22 protein-coding genes are annotated in these 17,894 nt (G+C 69.6%); 10 read left to right on the top strand and 12 right to left on the bottom strand.

Annotation, left to right across the window (positions count from 1 at the left end; translation table 11 throughout):
• Positions 1-13: 13 nt before the first annotated feature.
• The 7 genes from BLQ62_RS07940 to clpS are packed head-to-tail and all read right to left on the bottom strand — an operon-like array spanning position 14 to position 4,159.
• Positions 14-775 carry a cyclic nucleotide-degrading phosphodiesterase gene (locus BLQ62_RS07940; RefSeq protein ID WP_083350799.1) on the bottom strand — a complete coding sequence of 254 codons (762 nt, stop codon included), beginning with the start codon at positions 773-775 and terminating at the stop codon, positions 14-16.
• 28 nt (positions 776-803) lie between these two features.
• Positions 804-1,460 (bottom strand): rhomboid family intramembrane serine protease, encoded by a 657-nt coding sequence (locus tag BLQ62_RS07935; RefSeq protein WP_068536796.1) that lies wholly within the window; start codon positions 1,458-1,460, stop codon positions 804-806.
• 34 nt (positions 1,461-1,494) lie between these two features.
• A complete protein-coding gene (locus BLQ62_RS07930; RefSeq protein WP_068566085.1) occupies positions 1,495-2,469 on the bottom strand; it encodes a PLP-dependent cysteine synthase family protein in 975 nt (324 codons plus the stop codon).
• A 7-nt stretch (positions 2,470-2,476) separates the two neighbouring features.
• A complete protein-coding gene (locus BLQ62_RS07925; protein WP_068566088.1) occupies positions 2,477-2,749 on the bottom strand; it encodes a MoaD/ThiS family protein in 273 nt (90 codons plus the stop codon).
• The gene (locus BLQ62_RS07920; protein WP_068566091.1) at positions 2,749-3,189 is read right to left on the bottom strand and encodes a M67 family metallopeptidase; all 441 of its coding nucleotides are present in this window, start codon (positions 3,187-3,189) and stop codon (positions 2,749-2,751) included. The genes BLQ62_RS07925 and BLQ62_RS07920 overlap by 1 nt, the downstream gene beginning before the upstream one ends.
• 28 nt (positions 3,190-3,217) lie before the next feature.
• Complete coding sequence (locus tag BLQ62_RS07915; RefSeq protein WP_068536807.1) at positions 3,218-3,826, bottom strand: DUF2017 domain-containing protein; 609 nt, start codon at positions 3,824-3,826, stop codon at positions 3,218-3,220.
• On the bottom strand, positions 3,827-4,159 hold the full coding sequence (gene clpS, locus BLQ62_RS07910; RefSeq protein ID WP_082756525.1) for an ATP-dependent Clp protease adapter ClpS: 333 nt from the start codon (positions 4,157-4,159) through the stop codon (positions 3,827-3,829).
• An 18-nt stretch (positions 4,160-4,177) separates the two neighbouring features.
• Between clpS and BLQ62_RS07905 the strand changes: the two genes are divergently transcribed.
• Together BLQ62_RS07905 and BLQ62_RS07900 are read left to right on the top strand one after the other, a co-directional pair.
• Positions 4,178-5,512: a nicotinate phosphoribosyltransferase gene (locus tag BLQ62_RS07905; protein WP_082756526.1), complete on the top strand. Its 1,335-nt coding sequence runs from the start codon at positions 4,178-4,180 to the stop codon at positions 5,510-5,512.
• Positions 5,509-6,057 (top strand): isochorismatase family protein, encoded by a 549-nt coding sequence (locus BLQ62_RS07900; protein ID WP_068566094.1) that lies wholly within the window; start codon positions 5,509-5,511, stop codon positions 6,055-6,057. Before BLQ62_RS07905 ends, BLQ62_RS07900 begins: the two co-directional genes overlap by 4 nt.
• A gap of 41 nt (positions 6,058-6,098) precedes the next feature.
• Here the strand turns inward: BLQ62_RS07900 and BLQ62_RS07895 are convergent, their stop codons facing one another.
• The 3 genes from BLQ62_RS07895 to BLQ62_RS07885 all read right to left on the bottom strand — a co-directional run bounded on the left by BLQ62_RS07895 (position 6,099) and on the right by BLQ62_RS07885 (position 9,503).
• Positions 6,099-6,704 (bottom strand): LysE family translocator, encoded by a 606-nt coding sequence (locus tag BLQ62_RS07895; RefSeq protein WP_280138059.1) that lies wholly within the window; start codon positions 6,702-6,704, stop codon positions 6,099-6,101.
• Positions 6,705-6,736: 32 nt separating this feature from the next.
• Complete coding sequence (locus BLQ62_RS07890; RefSeq protein WP_082756528.1) at positions 6,737-8,335, bottom strand: B12-binding domain-containing radical SAM protein; 1,599 nt, start codon at positions 8,333-8,335, stop codon at positions 6,737-6,739.
• Positions 8,336-8,531: 196 nt separating this feature from the next.
• Complete coding sequence (locus BLQ62_RS07885; protein WP_197467289.1) at positions 8,532-9,503, bottom strand: alpha/beta fold hydrolase; 972 nt, start codon at positions 9,501-9,503, stop codon at positions 8,532-8,534.
• A 72-nt stretch (positions 9,504-9,575) separates the two neighbouring features.
• Here BLQ62_RS07885 and BLQ62_RS07880 point away from each other — a divergent pair, with 72 nt between their 5' ends.
• Entirely contained in the window at positions 9,576-10,121 is a 546-nt protein-coding gene (locus BLQ62_RS07880; protein WP_068566106.1) for a TetR family transcriptional regulator, read from the top strand.
• On the opposite strand, the gene BLQ62_RS07875 is transcribed toward BLQ62_RS07880, so the two are convergent.
• Together BLQ62_RS07875 and BLQ62_RS07870 are read right to left on the bottom strand one after the other, a co-directional pair.
• Entirely contained in the window at positions 10,102-10,491 is a 390-nt protein-coding gene (locus BLQ62_RS07875; protein ID WP_068566109.1) for a helix-turn-helix domain-containing protein, read from the bottom strand. The two genes, BLQ62_RS07880 and BLQ62_RS07875, sit on opposite strands and share 20 nt — an antisense overlap.
• Positions 10,484-10,726, bottom strand: a complete 243-nt coding sequence (locus BLQ62_RS07870; RefSeq protein WP_068566112.1) for a thiamine-binding protein — start codon at positions 10,724-10,726, stop codon at positions 10,484-10,486. Before BLQ62_RS07870 ends, BLQ62_RS07875 begins: the two co-directional genes overlap by 8 nt.
• Positions 10,727-10,838: 112 nt before the next feature.
• Here BLQ62_RS07870 and uraD point away from each other — a divergent pair, with 112 nt between their 5' ends.
• From uraD to gcl, 7 genes are all read left to right on the top strand, one after another.
• Positions 10,839-11,360, top strand: a complete 522-nt coding sequence (uraD, locus tag BLQ62_RS07865; RefSeq protein WP_068536825.1) for a 2-oxo-4-hydroxy-4-carboxy-5-ureidoimidazoline decarboxylase — start codon at positions 10,839-10,841, stop codon at positions 11,358-11,360.
• Complete coding sequence (gene uraH, locus BLQ62_RS07860; protein ID WP_068566117.1) at positions 11,357-11,704, top strand: hydroxyisourate hydrolase; 348 nt, start codon at positions 11,357-11,359, stop codon at positions 11,702-11,704. Before uraD ends, uraH begins: the two co-directional genes overlap by 4 nt.
• Before the next feature lie 5 nt (positions 11,705-11,709).
• Complete coding sequence (gene pucL, locus BLQ62_RS07855) at positions 11,710-12,615, top strand: factor-independent urate hydroxylase (RefSeq protein WP_068536832.1); 906 nt, start codon at positions 11,710-11,712, stop codon at positions 12,613-12,615.
• 13 nt (positions 12,616-12,628) lie between these two features.
• Positions 12,629-14,002 (top strand): nucleobase:cation symporter-2 family protein, encoded by a 1,374-nt coding sequence (locus tag BLQ62_RS07850; RefSeq protein WP_068566120.1) that lies wholly within the window; start codon positions 12,629-12,631, stop codon positions 14,000-14,002.
• Positions 14,003-14,291: 289 nt separating this feature from the next.
• Positions 14,292-15,125 carry a hydroxypyruvate isomerase family protein gene (locus BLQ62_RS07845; protein WP_068566123.1) on the top strand — a complete coding sequence of 278 codons (834 nt, stop codon included), beginning with the start codon at positions 14,292-14,294 and terminating at the stop codon, positions 15,123-15,125.
• Between the two features lie 41 nt (positions 15,126-15,166).
• Positions 15,167-16,072 carry a 2-hydroxy-3-oxopropionate reductase gene (locus tag BLQ62_RS07840; protein WP_068566126.1) on the top strand — a complete coding sequence of 302 codons (906 nt, stop codon included), beginning with the start codon at positions 15,167-15,169 and terminating at the stop codon, positions 16,070-16,072.
• A gap of 1 nt (position 16,073) precedes the next feature.
• A complete protein-coding gene (gene gcl, locus BLQ62_RS07835) occupies positions 16,074-17,894 on the top strand; it encodes a glyoxylate carboligase (RefSeq protein ID WP_068536843.1) in 1,821 nt (606 codons plus the stop codon).

Here is a 17,894-nt window from a genome sequence, read left to right as displayed (position 1 = left end):
GCCGAGGCGGGCGTCAGAGCTCGAAGACGTCGCCGCCCGTGACCGCGTGCACCGGGCCGTCGTAGACCGAACGGGCCTCCGCGAGTACCGCTTCGCGCGAGGTCCAGGGCGGGATGTGGGTCAGCAGCAGCCGGCCGACGCCGGCCTCGGCGGCCGCCTGCCCGGCCTCCACGCCCGAGAGGTGCACGCCGAGCGGGCGGTTGCCGGGATCGTGGGTCCAACTCGCCTCGGCGAGCATGACGTCGGCGCCGCGGGCCAGTTCGACGAGGTTGTCGCACACGCCCGTGTCGCCGGTGTAGGCGAGCACGGTCCCGCTGGGCGCGGTGATCCGCAGGCCGTGCGATTCCGGCGGGTGGAACATGCGGAAGGGGCGCACGGTGAGGCCGCCGACGGCATGGTCCTCCCCCTCCGCCCACGCGGCGAAGTCGAAGGTGTCCGAGATGTCGTCGAACATCGCCGCGGTCTCGGCGGAGGCGCGGCCGATCCGCTCGGGGGTGTCGGCGGGGCCGATCAGCGGGGCGCGGCCCGCCGCGGGCTCCGGGTGGTAGCGGCGCCACACCAGCAGCGAGGGCAGATCGAGACAGTGATCGGCGTGCAGGTGCGAGAGCATCACGGTGGCCGTGTTCGGGTCGACGCGCTGCTGCAGTTCGCCGAGCACCCCGGGCCCGAAGTCCATCACCACCGGCGGATGCCCGTCCACCTCCAGGAGGTATCCCGAGCAGGCCGCCAGTGGACCGCCGACGCTGCCGGAACACCCGAGGATGGTGAGACGCATGGAGCACATGCTGCCAGATGCGTGATCGTCACGTGGCGATCGCGCCGACCTGACGGGAATTGCCAGGTCCGGACTCGCTGCGGGCGCGCCGCCCGAGCAGCACCGCCGCAACGACGCCGCCGACCGCTCCCCACAGGTGCGCCTGCCAGGACACCCCGGGCTGGCCGGGCAGGACGCCCCACAGCATGCCGCCGTAGAGCACCATCAGCGTCACGCCCACCACCAGGTCGAGCGGCCTGCGCGTGAACAACCCCCGTGCGGCGAGATACGTCATCCAACCGAACAGCACGCCCGAGAGGCCGATGACCACGGTGCCGGTACCGCCGGTGACCCAGACGCCCAGGCCCGAGGCGAGCCAGATGATCGCGGTGGCCAGCAGGAAGCGCCCGGCGCCGGCGGCCAGGCCGACGAAGCCCAGGACGAGCGCGGGGACGCTGTTGGCGGCCAGGTGCTCCCACCCGCCGTGCAGTAGTGGCGCGAGCGCGATGCCCCGCACCGCCTCGCCACCCTCGCGCGGATGGATGCCCCACTGGTCCAGGGAGTTGCCGGCGACGGTGTCGATCACCTCGATCACCCACAGCGCGGCGACGAAGACGACCACCGCGATGACGGCTCTGCCGCCCGTGCTGCCCGCGACCCGGCTCGTGACCGAGCGCCGCGCACCGTCGTTGCTGGGAACCGACATGACGACCTCTTCGTCCGGAGAAGGGCGGGCCGGCTCAGGCCCAGAGCTGGCCGTCGAGGGCCTCCTCCGCATCCTCCAACGTACCGTCGTACGCGCCTGTCGACAGATACTTCCATCCCGCATCGGCGACGACGAAGGCCACGTCGGCCCGCTCCCCCGCGGTCAGGGCCTTGTTCGCGACCCCGAGCGCGGCGTGCAGCACGCCGCCCGTGGAGACCCCGGCGAAGATCCCCTCGTCGTCGATGAGCTGCCGCGTCCGGCGCACCGCGTCGTAGGAGCCGACCGAAAACCGGCGGGTGAGCACGCTCTCGTCGTAGAGCTCGGGGACGAAGCCCTCGTCGAGGTTGCGCAGCCCGTAGACGAGCTCGCCGTACCGCGGCTCGGCGGCGACGATCTGCACGTCCGGCACGTGTTCACGCAGGTAGCGCCCGGTGCCCATGAGGGTGCCGGTGGTGCCGAGGCCGGCCACGAAGTGGGTGATCTCCGGCAGGTCGACCAGCAGCTCCGGGCCGGTGCCCGCGTAGTGCGCGCGGGCGTTGGCGGGGTTGCCGTACTGGTAGAGCATCACCCAGTCGGGATGCTCGGCGGCGAGCTTCTTCGCCTCGGCGACGGCCCGGTTGGCGCCACCCGCGGCGGGCGACGGGATGATCTCCGCGCCGTACATGGTGAGCAATTGGCGCCGCTCGGCGGAGGTGTTCTCGGGCATGACGCACACCAGGCGGTAGCCCTTGAGCTTCGCGGCCATGGCGAGGCTGATGCCGGTGTTGCCGGAGGTGGGCTCGAGGATCGTGTCGCCGGGGCGCAGTCGTCCGTCGGCCTCGGCCTCGGTGATCATCCGCAGCGCCGGCCGGTCCTTGATCGACCCCGTCGGGTTGCGGTCCTCGAGCTTGGCCCACAGCCGCACGTGCGGCGCACCGTCGGCGCCCTCGTCCCAGCGCGGTGACAGGCGCGGCAGCCCCACCAGCGGTGTGCCGCCGAGCGAGTCGAGGAGGGAGTCGTACCTGGCCACCGGCGCGCTATCCGCCGGCTACTGCGGGAAGCACCGTGACGGTGCCGCCGTCGGCGACCGGGGTGTCGAGCCCGCCGGTGAACCGCACGTCCTCGTCGTCGACGTAGACGTTGACGAAGCGGTGCAGCGCACCGTCGGCGATGAGCCGGTCCTTGATCCCGGTGTGCCGGGTCTCGAGGTCGTCGATGACGGCGGCGAGCGTCGCGCCGTCGGCGCTCACGCGCTTCTGATCGCCCGTGAGCGGGCGCAGGATGGTCGGGATGGACACGGTGACGGACATCAAACCTCCAGGATGTGGACGGGCTCTTCGGTGATCACGGCATCGACGATGCGGTAGCTGCGGACCTCGGCGTCCGGCCCCAGCTCGTCGCGGGTGGAGATCAGGACGTAGTGGGCGTTCGGCTCGGACGCGAATTTCACATCGGTGCGCGAGGGGTACGCCTCGGTGGCGGTGTGCGAGTGGTAGATCACCACCGGCTCCTCGTCGCGCTCGTCCATGCCGCGCCACACGCGCAGCTGCTCCGCCGAGTCGAACCGGTAGAAGGTGGGCGAGCGCTCCGCGTTGAGCATCTCGATGAAGCGCTCGGGGCGGTCCGATCCCTCGGGCCCGGCGATGACGCCGCACGCCTCATCGGGATGGTCGCGGCGCGCGTGCGCGATCATCCGCTCGATCAGGTCGCGCCTGATCCTCAGTCCGCCCGGCGGGCCCGGCTCCGTCATGTGCCGTGCAACCGCGCCCGGGCGCGGGCTATTCCGGCTCGCGGTCGAGCATCACCGAGACGAGCACGTCGAGCATCGCCGAGAGCCAGTGGTAGACGTCCACGTGACCGGCGCGCCCCGGATCGTCCGAGGACGGCCCGTCGGGCAGGTCGGCGGTGATGCCGAGCAGCGTGCCGAGCGCGAGCCGCAGATCGTTGATGCAGGTCAGCCAGTCCTGGGCCTCGGACTCGGTGAGAGTCACGGTGCCGGCGCGCTCGGGCAGGGTCGCGAGCACGGTCTGCGCCGCGTCCCGCTTGGCGTCGATCACCTCGGGTTCGTTGAGCGAGCGCAGGGCGCCGTTGAGATCGCTCGCCAACTCGCCCGACGGGGCGTCGTCCGCTCCCGGCGCGTTCGCGTCGGGCCGGTAGAAGTCGGGGAGCAGGCGCTGCAGCACCGCCTCCTGCGGCGGATCGCCGTGCCCGGTGCGCAGGCCGGTGAGCTCGGCGAGGTCGTCGTGCGGCGCCGAGTCCTCCCGCTCGTCGAAGAGCTCGACCAGGGAGCCGACGAGGGACCGGACGAGGCCGACCTCCTCCGGATCCATCTTCGAGACGAAGCGGACATCGCCGCGTACGCCCCGCTTGACCTGCCAGTTACGCACTCAGTCGTCGCGCTGCATCGTCGCCCACAGGCCGGCCGCATGCAGCTTGCGGACGTCGGCCTCCACCTTGTCGCGGTCGCCCGTGGACACCACGGCCTTCCCTTCGGTGTGCACCTGCATCATCAGTTCCTTGGCTTTGGCCGTGCTGAAGCCGAACAGCTTGCGGAGCACGAAGGTCACGTACGACATGAGGTTGACGGGGTCGTCCCAGACGACGGTGACCCAGGGCTTGTCGATCGCCTCATCGGTCTTGCGCTCGAGTACCGCGGACGTACCGGGCTGGGCGGCGCCGCCTCCGGGTGCTCCCGGTGCCGCTGCGCTGCTGTCGGTCATGGTTCTAGGGTACCCAGTGTGACGGTAGATGAAAACGGGACCGACGTCCCGTGGCGGAGCTCGGCCCTGCTCACCGATCAGTACGAGCTGACCATGCTGGCGGCGGCGCTCAAGGACGGCACGGCACACCGCCCGTGCGTCTTCGAGGTGTTCGCACGCCGCCTGCCCGCCGGCCGGCGGTACGGCGTGCTGGCGGGCACCACCCGCGTCCTCGATGAGCTGCGCCGCTTCCGCTTCGGCCCCGCCGAACTCGCCGTCGTCGAACGCTTCCTCGACGCCGAGACGCTCGCCTGGCTGCGGGACTACCGCTTCACCGGCGAGATCGACGGCTACCGCGAGGGCGAGCTCTACTTCCCCGGGTCCCCGCTGCTGACGGTGCGCGCCACCTTCGCCGAGGGCGTCATCCTGGAGACGCTGATCCTGTCGATCCTCAACCACGACAGCGCCATCGCCTCCGCCGCGGCCCGCATGGTCTCCGCCGCGGCGGGCCGGCCGCTGATCGAGATGGGATCGCGCCGCACCCACGAACAAGCGGCGGTGGCCTCGGCCCGCGCCGCGTACCTGGCGGGGTTCACGACGACCTCGAACATGGAGGCGGCCCGCACGTACGGCGTCCCGTCGGGCGGAACGGCGGCGCACGCCTTCACCCTGCTGCACACCGGCCCGGACGGGCCCGACGAGGAGGCCGCGTTCGCGGCCCAGGTCGCCGCGCAGGGGCCGGGGACGACCCTGCTGGTGGACACCTACGACATCACGGAGGGCGTCAACCGCGCCGTGCGCGCCGCGGGCCCGGAGCTCGGCGGCGTGCGGATCGACTCCGGCGATCTCGGCATCATCACGCGACAGGTGCGCGCGCAACTCGACGGGCTCGGCGCGACGAAGACGAAGATCGTGGTCTCGGGCGATCTCGACGAGTACGCGATCGGCGCCCTGCGCGCGGAGCCCATCGACGTCTACGGCGTGGGCACCTCCCTGGTCACCGGCTCGGGCGCGCCCACCGCCGGGATGGTCTACAAGCTCGTGGAGGTCGACGGCCTGCCCGTCGCGAAACGCAGCTCGCACAAGGAGACCCAGGGCGGTGAGAAGCGGGCGGTGCGCCTCGCGCGGCGCACCGGCACCATCGTCGAAGAGGTGCTGCACCGCCCGGGCACGACGCCGCAGGTACCCGCGCACCTCACCGCGACGCCGCTGCAGATCCCGTTGGTGCGCGGCGGCGAGCAGGTGGACGGCCTGCCCGGCCTCGAGGACGCCCGCGCGCACCTGCGGGACGCGCTGGTGACGCTCCCCTGGGAGGGCCTGGGCCTGTCCAACGGCGAACCCGCCATCCCCACCCGGTTCGAGGAGCAGCGATGACGACGGCGCTGGTGGTCGTGGACGTGCAGAACGACTTCTGCGAGGGCGGCTCGCTCGCCGTCGCGGGCGGCGCGCAGGTGGCGCGCCGCATCCACGACGATCTCCTGGAGACGTACCCCGTGATCGTCGCGACGCGCGACTGGCACATCGACCCGGGGGCGCACTTCTCCGCGACGCCGGACTTCGTGGACTCGTGGCCCGTGCACTGCCGGGCACGCACCGAGGGCGCCGAATTTCACCCGAACCTGCGACTGCCCCTGCGGGTGCCGGTGTTCAGCAAGGGTGCCTACTCGGCCGCGTACTCGGGTTTCGAGGCGCACGACGGTGACGGCGCCTCGCTCGCGGAATGGCTCGCCGCGCACGATATTTCGTCGGTCGACGTCGTGGGCATCGCCACCGACTACTGCGTGCGCGCCACGGCGCTCGACGCCCTGGCCGCCGGCCTGGCGGTGCGCGTCCTCGCCGACTACACCGCGGGCGTGGCCGAGGAGTCGACGCGCGCCGCGCTGGCGGAGTTCACCGCCGCCGGCATCACGGTGACCTGATTACCGGGGGTCCCTCCGTCGCCACCCGCGCATTGCACCGATCACACGGTCGCTCCGACGATGACGGAGATTCCGATCGCCACGATCACGAGTCCGGCTGTGCGGAACACCCGACGGCGCACCGTCGGATCTGTGAGCTTCTTCGACATCGTCGACGCCCCGATAGCGAGCACGCTCAGCCACGCGGTGGCGACCACGGCGTCGACCAGTCCCAGGACGAGAACGGAGCCCGCGGTCAGCGGGGAAGCGTATTGCGGCGCGACCAACAGGAAGAACAGCCCGACCTTGGGGTTGAGCAGACACGAGATCGCGCCCTGCAGCACCGCACCCGAGAGCGAGGGATCGGATCGCGCACCGTCGGCCGGTCCCCCTGGCTCACCGTCGATTCCGGCATCGTGGTGGCGAAAGAACTCTCGCGCGCCCAGGTAGATCAGGTACAGGCCTCCCGCGACGTGCAGCACTGCGGTCGCGATCGAGTTCTCAGAGAGAAGCCTCGCCACGCCAAAGGCCACCAGCGCCGCCCACGCGATCGAGCCCGCCGCAGATCCGACGGCCACGGCAAGACCCAGCACTCGCCGTTCCAGTGCGAGCTTGATGACCAACAGGGAGTCCGGCCCCGGCGAAACTGAGAGGGCGAGGCACAGCACCGCGAAACCCGCGAGATTCGAGATCTCCACCCTTAGCCGCCCGTGGTGACTCCAATTTGGTGCGCATACGCTCGGACTTCACGCCGAGCTGCCACCAGGTCCGCCATGGAAAGCTGAGGCATTACCGCTTCCACGTAGTCAGACATCGCCGCTTCGCGGTCCAAAATATCGCGCCCTGCCCACTTCTTGGCTATTTCAACACGCCGCCGGCGATCGGGCAGCATGAGGTCAAGATTAGCCGCTGCCGCGTCCGCCACGTCGGGGTCTATCAATTGCCGGTAGTCCATTGAGCCCGGCTCCAGTGACAGGACCTCGACATCAAGTGAAGCAATCGCCCCGGCACCAGAATCCAGCAAACTCTTCATCGAATCAAGATTCTCACGCAACAGACTCGGAGTCATTCCGAGATGCCCTATGACGAAGCCGACCTTGAGGACAAGATCGTTGTTTTTTGCCGCCGACAAGGCAGCGATATTGTGTTCGAACATGGCCTCTGCACGATACTCCGAGAATCGGTCAGAACCTGGAGCTAGAGGCTTGCGCATCGCCCGGAGCGACACAGAAGTTCCAGCATCGAGGCCAACCATCAGTTGCCTTATGTTCAGGTAACGCAATGTTTCTGCGTTCCGCTCGTTAGAAAGTCCATCCGACCTCGCATACCCAACCATGACCGGGCGCTCCTCCTCCGCGCGCGACCGCCACCAGTCGGGAGGATTATCGCGCATCTCCCCCAGCAAACGACCAAAGGTCAGCGGAAGTTCATCGGCAGTCAGATAGAGGTAGTCAAACCCATGCACTTCAGCGTGAGCTATTGCATCCCATGCCAGATCCGGAGTTTCAGCCGAGTTCCGCCACATCCCTCCATACTGTATCGAACAGAAGCTACACGCATCATTCCGTGCGAACTTGATGCACCCCCGAGCGATTTCAACGGGTATTCCAGCCCTCACAGTACGACCCGTCAGATTTTGAAACGTAGGCACCACGCGACGAGCAAAATTATCTCGATACAACGCTGTGTGATTGAAATCCGCATCAATTAGCTCGTAGTCAATATCTGTAAACACCCCCTCCGTCACCTGGTTATTCATGCAGACACTACCTCCCGATCTGTAAATCATTCCAGGATACTGAGCGAGATCGCCAACATTGTCACTTGACAAGTCGTGAACAAATTTGGCAAATCCGCCTATCACTTCGTTCCCAACAAATGCGACGTCGATCAGGTCGGATTGCCGCGTCATTGTCTCTACCGGAAGCGCGGTAATGTGATCGTTGCCAAAGATGGAAACTATTCTGGGGTTAGCCCTTTTTGCGCGGGCCACGAGATGCAGCCCCGCTTCATATGTTGCCGTTAGCGCACTGATGCAGATCGCGAGCGTCTCCGACGCGTGGGCGTCAACAAATTCGGCAATCTCCGCCCAATTCACCACCGTACCGTCCAAGTAGACCGGACGCACGCCGCGAATTCCCGCGACACAGGAAGCCAGCGTCAGAACTCCGAGGTTTGGAAAATCAGACCAATCCGTATGCTCCTCGGGCTTAGTAACGGTGCATTCCGCCCCATCGAGCACTGTGTTTGAATTCGGCGGGCTTACGACAATTACTAGCATGTGAGCCTCCTGCTGCACGACAGCGACGTCAAGGCCCAGCGTCGCCCCTTTTCGACCACACTAAGCTGCCCTGCGGCGACAGATCACACAGCCAGCAATCGAGACACGAGCAGTTACCAAATTTGGTGACCTGCGCCACATTCTCGATTACAGATTAGTGCCGGGCGCTAACTTTGTCCAGCTCGATGAACCTCGCTCCTCACGTGGAGCCCAGTTATGTCGATCGGACGGCGATCAACGCCGACAGCTCTGCCAGCAGCTCGTCGGGGTACTCCATCGGCAGGGAGTGCGTGCCCTCGGGCCAGACCCGGACCGTCGCGGTCGGCAGGGTACGGGCCCGCTCGGCGGCCGCCGCGGTGTCGGTGACCGCGCTGCGGCCGCCGAGACCGACGAAGACGGGCATGGTGAGCCGCGCGAGAGCGGCGTCGTCCGGCTGGGCGGGCGTCGGCAGCGCGGCGCGATAGCCGGCGGCCGCGGCGTCGATCATCGCGCCGATCGGGCTCGCCGCAGCGGCGCCCTCGTCGGCGCCACCGATCGCCGCGAGCCCCTTGCGGCGCCAGGACTCGGGCAGGAACGGCAGCGACGAAGGCAGCGTGGCGGCGTACATCTGCCAGCGCAGGCCGGCGAACACCAGGATCGGCTCCCACAGCGTAAGCGTCGCGACCCGCTCCGGGGCGCGCACCGCGAGGTTCGCGGCGCTCCAGGCGCCGAAGGAGTGGCCGACGAGATGCACCCGGTCAAGCCCGAGACCGGCGAGGGTCTCCACCAGCCAAGCGGCCTGATCCGCGGCACCGGCGAGCGGCCGGTCCTGCACGCTCATCCCGGCGTCCCCCAGCGCGTCGACGGCGTAGACCTCCCGATCGCCGAGGCGCGCGAGCACGTCCGCCCACATCGGCACGCCGGACGACCTTCCGGGCACGAGGAGGATCGGGACGGTCCCTGGCCTGCGCTCACCGAACCGGTACGCACGGACGATGCCGTACCCGGTGCGCACGTCGCGCGTCTCCGCTGGCGCGGACAGTTCCTCGAAGGCGCGGTCGTAGCGCTCGAGGTACGTCGCGCGGGCGTCCGACGAGCGCCAGTAGCCGACCGGGCTCGGATCGCGCAGCAGGTACGCGCTCACCGCACCGAGCACCACTGCTGCGGCGAGCCCGGCCGCGCCCACCCGACGGAATCGTCGTCCCACGTCGCACCTCCTTATGCAATGCACTTGCATCGTATCAGCGTTGCGATGCATCCGCATTGCTATGCTCTCCGTATGCCGAAACGGGTCGACCACGAGGAGCGTCGCGCGGAGATCGACCGCGTGGTCTGGGCGATCATCGCCGAGGAGGGCATCGCCGCGGCCACACTGCGCGCCATCGCGGCGCGCGGCGGTATCTCGATGGGCCGGGTGCAGCACTACTTCCCCACCCGGGAGGCCATCGTCACGCACGCCCTCACCTCGTACCTCGCCCTGGCGGAGCGGGCGCACCCCGTCCCCGACGATCGCACCGACGCCCTGGCGATGCTGCTCACCCACGCGATCCCGCGCGACGGGGCACAGCGGCTCGGCGCCAAGGTCTGGTACGCCTATCTCGCCGAGGCCGTCACGGACGCCGGCGTCCGGGCCATCGTCGGCGAGGCGCTGCGCGGCACCGAGGATCTCGCGACGGAGCTGCTCGACGGGGACCGCGACCGGGCACGGCAGCTCCTGGCCGCCGCGGACGGCTTCGCCTACCGCGCCCTGATCGGCGTGCTCACCGCCGACGAGGCCGACGCCGCCGTCCGCGCCCTGGCCGGGCTCAGCCGCGCATCCGGTTGAGGTAGTTGTAGACGGTGAACCGCGTGACGCCCAGAGCCTCGGCGACCGCCTCCGCCGATCGGCGGTAGGCGAAGGCACCGCGCTCCTCGAGCAGCCGCACGGCGCGCTGCTTGTCGGCCCGCGCGAGTTCCCCCAGAGGCGAACCCATTTCGGTGGCGAGATTCGCCAGCAACGCATCGAGATCGCCGGCCTGCGCCTCGACCGCGGGCAGCCGCACCCCCGCGACCGTCTCCCCCGCCCAGATCAGCGGCACGTCGCCACGACGCAGCGCGCCGGGCTCGACGATCTCCCCGTCGATCCGGGCGACGAGCTCGCGCACCGCCTCGACCAGCGGGTGCCCCCGCCCCGGGCGCGGCGAGGGCTCAGCCATCGGCGCGATCGATCTGCACCGTGACGCGGGTGGCACCGCCCGTGAAGGCGCCGGCCAGCGCCTCCCGCAACGCGTCGAGCACGGCGCCGGCCTCGCCCTCCACGAGGGTCCCCAACGGCCCGAAGTCGTGCGCCATCCCCCGCGCGCGCAACACCTCGACAGCCCGCTCGGCGTGCGAGGGCACGGTCCCCTCGCCCTCGAAGGGTTCGCTGGTGAACTCCGCGGTCAGACGCATGCCCGCATCGTAGCCGGACGAATTTTCAACAAAATGTTGACGTGACTCAGATCACATGTCATTCTTCGATGAGTGGAAAACCACTTCCGCAGACCGAAAGAAGGCAGGTCAGATGGACCTCGAAGACTTCAACTCGGCGCCGGAGGCCGATATCCGGGCGACTCTACTCGCGTGCTGCGATGTGCGCTCGTGGAGCGACGCGGTCCTCGCCGCACGGCCGTACGCGGAGGCGTCGGACGCCCTCCGCGTGGCCGGCACGGCCGCTCTCGCGTTCACCGCGCCCGAAGTGGACCGTGCGCTCGCGGCGCACCCGCGGATCGGCGAGCGCGCGGCCGGCGCCTCCACCGAGGCCGCCTGGTCCCGCAAGGAGCAGTCGGGCGTCGCCACCGATGCGCAGACCCGGGCCGACCTGCTCGCCGGGAACCGGGCGTACGAGGAGCGGTTCGATCGCGTCTTCCTCATCAACGCCGCGGGACTGGACGCGCAGGCCGTCCTGACGGAGCTGCGCCGCCGCCTCGACAACGACCCGGAGACCGAGGCCGCCGAGGTCGCCGCCGAACTGCGGGGCATCGCACTGCGCCGGCTGGCCAGGGTCCTGGAACTGGAAGACGAACTCGCGGAGGGGCGTTCATGAGCACGGTCACCACCCATGTCCTCGACACCGCGCGCGGGGTCCCCGCGTCCGGCGTCCCCGTCCGGATGGACCGGCTCGCGCCGGACGGCACCGTCGCCCCCGTGGCCCGGGGCGTCACCGACGACGACGGCCGCATCCGCGACCTCGGCCCGGACGACCTCGACGCCGGTGTGTACCGCCTGACCTTCGACACCGCGCGCTACGCCGCGGACACCGGTCAGGAGAACTTCTTCCCGGAGGTCTCCATCGCCTTCCGTCTCGACGCGATCGACGGCACCGTGCCGCACCATCACGTCCCCCTGCTCCTGAGCCCGTTCCACTACTCCACCTACAAAGGAAGCTGACCACCATGGCGATCCACTTGGGCCCCAACCAGTACGGCAAGGCCGAGAACCGCGTGGTGCGGATCTACCGCGACACCGCCCGGCACACGATCCGTGATCTCAACGTCTCCTCGGCGCTGCGCGGCGACTTCTCGGACGCCCACATCAGCGGCGACCAGGGGGCCGTCCTGCCCACCGACACCCAGAAGAACACCGCCTTCGCCTTCGCCAAGGAGAAGGGCATCGGCGCCATCGAGGACTACGCCCTCACGCTCGGCGGCCACTTCATCGACTCCACCCCGAAGGCCGACGGCGCGCGCATCGAGGTGCACGAGTACCCCTGGGACCGGATCGAGGTCGACGGCGCCGGCCACGACCACGCCTTCGTCCGCTCGGGCGGCGGCGTGCGGTCCACGGTCGTCAACGTCGACGGCCGTGGCGCCGAGCGCCGCGCGCACGTCGTCTCCGGCATCCACGACCTGACGCTGCTCAAGTCCACCGGCTCGGAGTTCCACGGCTTCCTCAAGGACAAGTACACGACGCTGCAGGAGACGGACGACCGCATCCTCGCCACCTCGCTCGTCGCCAAGTGGCGCTACGACCACACCGACGTGGACTGGGACAAGACCTTCGACTCTATCCGCGCGATCATGCTGCAGCGCTTCGCCGAGATCCACAGCAAGGCCCTGCAGCAGACCCTCTACGGCATGGGCGAGGCGGTGCTCGAACGCCACCCCGAGGTCGCGGAGATCAAGTTCTCGGCGCCGAACAAGCACCACTTCCTCGTGGACCTGTCCCCCTTCGGCGTGGACAACCCCGGCGAGGTGTTCATCGCCGCCGACCGCCCGTACGGCCTCATCGAGGCGAGCGTGGTGCGCGACGACGCCACCGACGCCGGCTCGGCGTGGCACGGCGTGCCCGGATTCTGCTAGCGGGTCGACGATCATGACCACAGCCACCGAGGTCCGGCCCGAGGACGAACGCCTCCCGCTCGGCAAGACCTTCGTCTACGGCCTCCAGCACATCCTCACGATGTACGGCGGCGTCATCGCGCCCCCGCTCATCGTGGGCGGCGCCGCGGGCCTCTCCGCCACGGACATGAGCCTGCTCGTGACCGCCGGCCTGTTCGTCAGCGGCCTCGCCACGATCCTGCAGACGATCGGCATCGGCCCGCTCGGCGCGCGCCTGCCGATCGTGCAGGGCCTCTCGTTCGCGAGCGTCTCGACGATGACCGCCATCGCGCAGGACGGCGGCGTGCGGCCCATCTTCGGCGCGATCATCGTCGCCGGGCTCATCGGCCTCGCCCTGAGCTCGGTGTTCGCGAAGTTGGTGCGGTACTTCCCGCCGGTGGTGACGGGCACGATCATCACCGTGATCGGCCTCTCGCTGCTGCCCGTGACGTTCAACTGGGCGCAGGGCGGCAACGCGAAGGCGTCCGACTACGGGTCGATGGCCAACATCGGGCTGGCCGGCGCCACGGTCCTGATCATCCTGGTGATCAGCCGGCTGTTCCAGGGCGCGATCTCGCGGCTGTCGATCCTCATCGGCATCGTGGTCGGCACGGTGATCGCCGCCTTCCTGGGCAAGCTGGACTTCTCCAAGGTCGGCGACGGACCGATCTTCTCGCTGCCGCCGGTGATGCACTTCGGCAGCCCGACCTTCCAGATCGGCGCCATCATCTCGATGACGATCGTGATCCTGGTGATCATGACCGAGACCACGGCCGACATCCTGGCCATCGGCGAGATCGTGGGCACCCCCGTCGACTCGAAGCGGGTGGCGAACGGCCTGCGGGCCGACATGCTCTCCACCGCGGTCGCCCCGGCCTTCAGCGCGTTCCCGTGCAGCGCGTTCGCGCAGAACGTGGGCCTCGTGGCGCTCACCGGGATCAAGAGCCGGTACGTCGTGGCGATGGGCGGCGGCATCCTCGCCTTCCTGGGGTTGCTGCCCGTCGTCGGCCGCGTGATCGCCGCGATCCCCTATCCCGTCCTCGGCGGCGCGGGCCTGGTGCTGTTCGGCTCGGTGGCGGCGAGCGGCATCAAGACGCTCTCGCGGGTGGACTTCGACGGCAATCTCAACATGGTGATCGTCGCCGTCTCCATCGGCATGGGCATGATCCCCGTTGCGGCACCGGACTTCTGGCACGCGTTCCCGACCGCGGTCGGTACCGTGATGCACTCGGGCATCAGCGCAGCGGCCGTGGTGGCCGTGGTCCTGAACTTCCTGTTCAACGAGATCACCGCGGGCAATCGGCCCGACGTCTCGGTGTTCGCCGCCGCGCCCGACGAGCGCGGCAACCCGATCCCGGACGGAGAGTGACGGCCCGCGCAGCCATGGACCGAAGCCCCGAAGCCGGAGTGTGCCCCGCACGCTCCGGCTTCGCCGTCTCCGGGCCGTCCGTCCCACCGCTCGGCCCGGTCGATCCGACGGTGCGCGTACCCGCCCCCGCGCTCGCCATCGCGCCCCCACAAGGGGTTGACGTGACCGTCATCACATGCCATAATTCCATGGTACGGAAATGATCTTTCCGACAGGTGAAAGCTTGCAGGTCGTATCGGACCTCGCCCTCCCTGCACCGCCCGTACGCCCCGCCTGACGAAGGAGCCCCATGCATCCGACGACATTCCCCAAGTACACGGTCAACTGCTCGATCCTCCTGGCCGACGCCCCGATCTTCGACCGGCCCCGGATCGCCCGCGCCGCCGGTTTCGAGGCCGTGGAGTTCTGGTGGCCGTTCCCCACCGCCGTGCCGACCGACCGCCAGGTCGACGCCTTCGTCACGGCGATCGAGGACGCCGGCGTGCAGCTCACGGGTCTGAACTTCGCCGCCGGCGACATGCCGGGCGGCGATCGCGGACTGCTCTCCGACCCGTCCCGGATCTCCGAGTTCCGGGACAACATCGACGTCACCCTCGGCATCGGCGAGCGCTTGGGCACGCGCGCCTTCAACGCCCTGTACGGCAACCGGATCGACGGCGTCGACCCCGCCGAGCAGGACGCCGTCGCGACGGAGAACCTGGCGCTCGCCGGCGCAGCGGCCGCCCGCCTCGGGGCGATCGTGCTCATCGAGCCCGTGAGTGGCGCCCCGCGCTACCCGCTGCTCACCGCCGCCGATGCGGCGGCCGTCGTCGAACGGGTTCGCAGACACGACGGCACCGACACGCTGCGCCTGCTCGCCGACCTCTACCACCTCCAGGTCAACAGCGACGACGTGAGCGCCGCGATCGACGCCCACGCCGACCTCATCGGGCACGTCCAGATCGCCGACGCCCCCGGCCGCGGCGAACCCGGCACGGGCACGCTCGACCTCGACGGTCACCTCGCCCACCTCGACCGCGTCGGCTACCGCGGCCCGATCAGCCTGGAGTACAAGCAGACTCAGGACGATCCCTTCGCCTGGCTCCCCGTCGAGCAGCGCGGTGCCCGCGTGGCCCTCGCCTGACCGCCCGATCCCCGATCGCTGACCGCACACAAGGAACCGTCATGACGAACATCGCCTTCATCGGACTCGGCATCATGGGCAGCCCCATGGCCGTGCACCTCGCGAACGCCGGACACGCCGTCGCCGGCTTCAACCGCAGCCCCGAGCGGGCGAAGCCGCTCGTCGACGCGGGCGGCCGCGCCGCAGCCTCGATCGCCGACGCCGTGGCCGACGCCGAGGTCATCGCGGTGATGGTGCCCGACTCCCCCGACGTGCGGGCCGTGCTGGCCGGCGAGGGCGGCGTCTTCGAGCACGCGCCGGCCGGCGCGCTCATCATCGACTTCTCCAGCATCCGCCCCGACGTGACCGCGGAACTCGCGCAGCAGGCGACGGAGCGCGGCTTCCGCCTCATCGACGCCCCGGTCTCGGGCGGCGAGGCCGGGGCGATCAACGCCGCGCTGTCCATCATGGTCGGCGGCTCGGACGTGGACTTCGCGGCGGCGAAGCCCGTCCTCGAGGTGGTCGGCAAGACCGTCGTGCACGTCGGCCCCAGCGGCTCCGGGCAGACGGTCAAGGCCGCCAATCAGCTGATCGTGGCGGGCAACATCCAGCTCCTCGCCGAGGCGATCGTCTTCCTCGAGGCCTACGGCGTCGACACCGCCGCCGCCGTCGAGGTGCTCGGCGGAGGGCTCGCCGGCTCCGCCGTGCTCGCTCAGAAGGCGCAGAAGATGCTCGACCGCGAGTTCGAGCCCGGATTCCGGATCGAGCTGCACCACAAGGACCTCGGCATCGTCACCGCCGCCGCGCGCGAGGCCGGCGTCGTCGCGCCGCTCGGCGGTCTCGTCGCCCAGCTCATGGCCTCCGCCCGCGCGAACGGCGACGGCCCGCTCGACCATTCCGCGCTGCTGCGCGGCGTCGAGCGCCTCTCCGGGCGCACCACCTCGTCCACGAACTCATCGGAGAACTGACATGGCTCGTATGCGTGCCGCCGAAGCAGCGGTCAAGATCATGGAGATCGAGGGCGCCGTCCAGGCGTTCGGCGTCCCCGGTGCCGCCATCAATCCCTTCTACGCCGCGATGCGCGCGCACGGCGGCATCCGCCACGTGCTGGCCCGCCATGTCGAAGGCGCCTCCCACATGGCGGAGGGCTACACCCGGGCCGAGGCCGGCAACATCGGCGTGTGCATCGGCACCTCGGGGCCCGCGGGCACGGACATGATCACCGGGCTGTACTCGGCGATGGCGGACTCCATCCCGATCCTCGCCATCACCGGCCAGGCGCCCGTGGCGCGGCTGCACAAGGAGGACTTCCAGGCCGTCGACATCGCGTCGATCGCCAAGCCCGTCACCAAGATGGCCGTCACGGTGCTCGAGCCCGCCCAGGTGCCCGGCGTCTTCGCGCAGGCCTTCCACCTCATGCGTTCGGGTCGGCCCGGTCCCGTCCTCATCGATCTGCCCATCGACGTGCAGCTCGCCGAGATCGAGTTCGACCCGGACACCTACACCCCGCTGCCGGTGCACCGGCCGGCCGCCACGCGCGCGCAGGCGGAGAAGGCGCTGGACATGCTGGCGGCCGCGGAGCGCCCGCTCATCGTGGCCGGCGGCGGCATCATCAACGCCGACGCCTCCACGCAGCTGGTGGAACTGGCCGAGCTGCTGGACGTCCCCGTGATCCCCACGCTCATGGGCTGGGGCACCATCCCGGACGATCACCGCCTCGCGGCCGGGATGGTCGGTCTGCAGACCGCACACCGCTACGGCAACGCGACGATGCTGGCCTCGGACTTCGTGCTCGGCATCGGGAACCGCTGGGCCAACCGGCACACGGGCGGCCTCGACGTCTACCGCGCGGGCCGGACCTTCGTGCACGTGGACATCGACCCCACGCAGATCGGCCGCGTGTTCGCCCCCGACTACAGCATCGTCTCCGACGCCGGTGCCGCGCTCGATCAGCTGGTGCGGATCGCCCGGGAACGACGCGCGGCCGGCACGCTGCCGGACCGCTCCGCGTGGGTCTCCTCGTGCGCCGAGCGCAAGCGGACCATGCAGCGCCGCACGCACTTCGACGACATCCCGGTCAAGCCGCAACGGGTCTACGAGGAGATGAACAAGGTCTTCGGCCGGGACACCCGCTACGTCAGCACCATCGGTCTCTCGCAGATCGCCGGCGGCCAGTTCCTGCACGTCTTCAAGCCGCGGCACTGGATCAACTGCGGCCAGGCCGGCCCGCTCGGATGGACCATCCCGGCGGCGCTCGGCGTGGTCACCGCCGATCCGTCGGCGGACGTCGTCGCGCTCTCGGGCGACTACGACTTCCAATTCATGATCGAGGAACTGGCGGTCGCGGCGCAGTTCAACCTGCCCTACGTGCACGTCGTGGTGAACAACTCCTACCTGGGGCTGATCCGCCAGGCGCAGCGCGCCTTCGACATGGACTTCCAGGTCCAGCTCGGTTTCGACAACATCAACTCCGAGGCCGACGACGCCCACAGCACGGGCGGCGCCGATCCGATGCCGCTCGCGCCCAAGGGGTACGGGGTCGACCACGTCAAGGTCGCCGAAGGGCTCGGCTGCAAGGCGCTGCGCGTCACCGATCCGGCCGACATCGCGACTACCCTGGTGCGGGCGCAGAAGATGGCGCGCGAGCACAAGGTGCCCGTCGTCGTCGAGATCTTCCTGGAGCGGGTCACGAACATCGCCATGGGGACCGAACTCGACAACGTCGCCGAGTTCGAGGACCTGGCCTCGGCCGGTACCGATGCGCCCACCGCCCTCCTGCTGCTGGACTAG

The organism is Tsukamurella pulmonis (assembly GCF_900103175.1).
In the GTDB taxonomy this organism is placed as follows: domain Bacteria; phylum Actinomycetota; class Actinomycetes; order Mycobacteriales; family Mycobacteriaceae; genus Tsukamurella; species Tsukamurella pulmonis.
The sequence above is the reverse complement of the archived record's forward strand: the minus strand, read 5'-3'. Positions and strand labels throughout refer to the sequence as shown.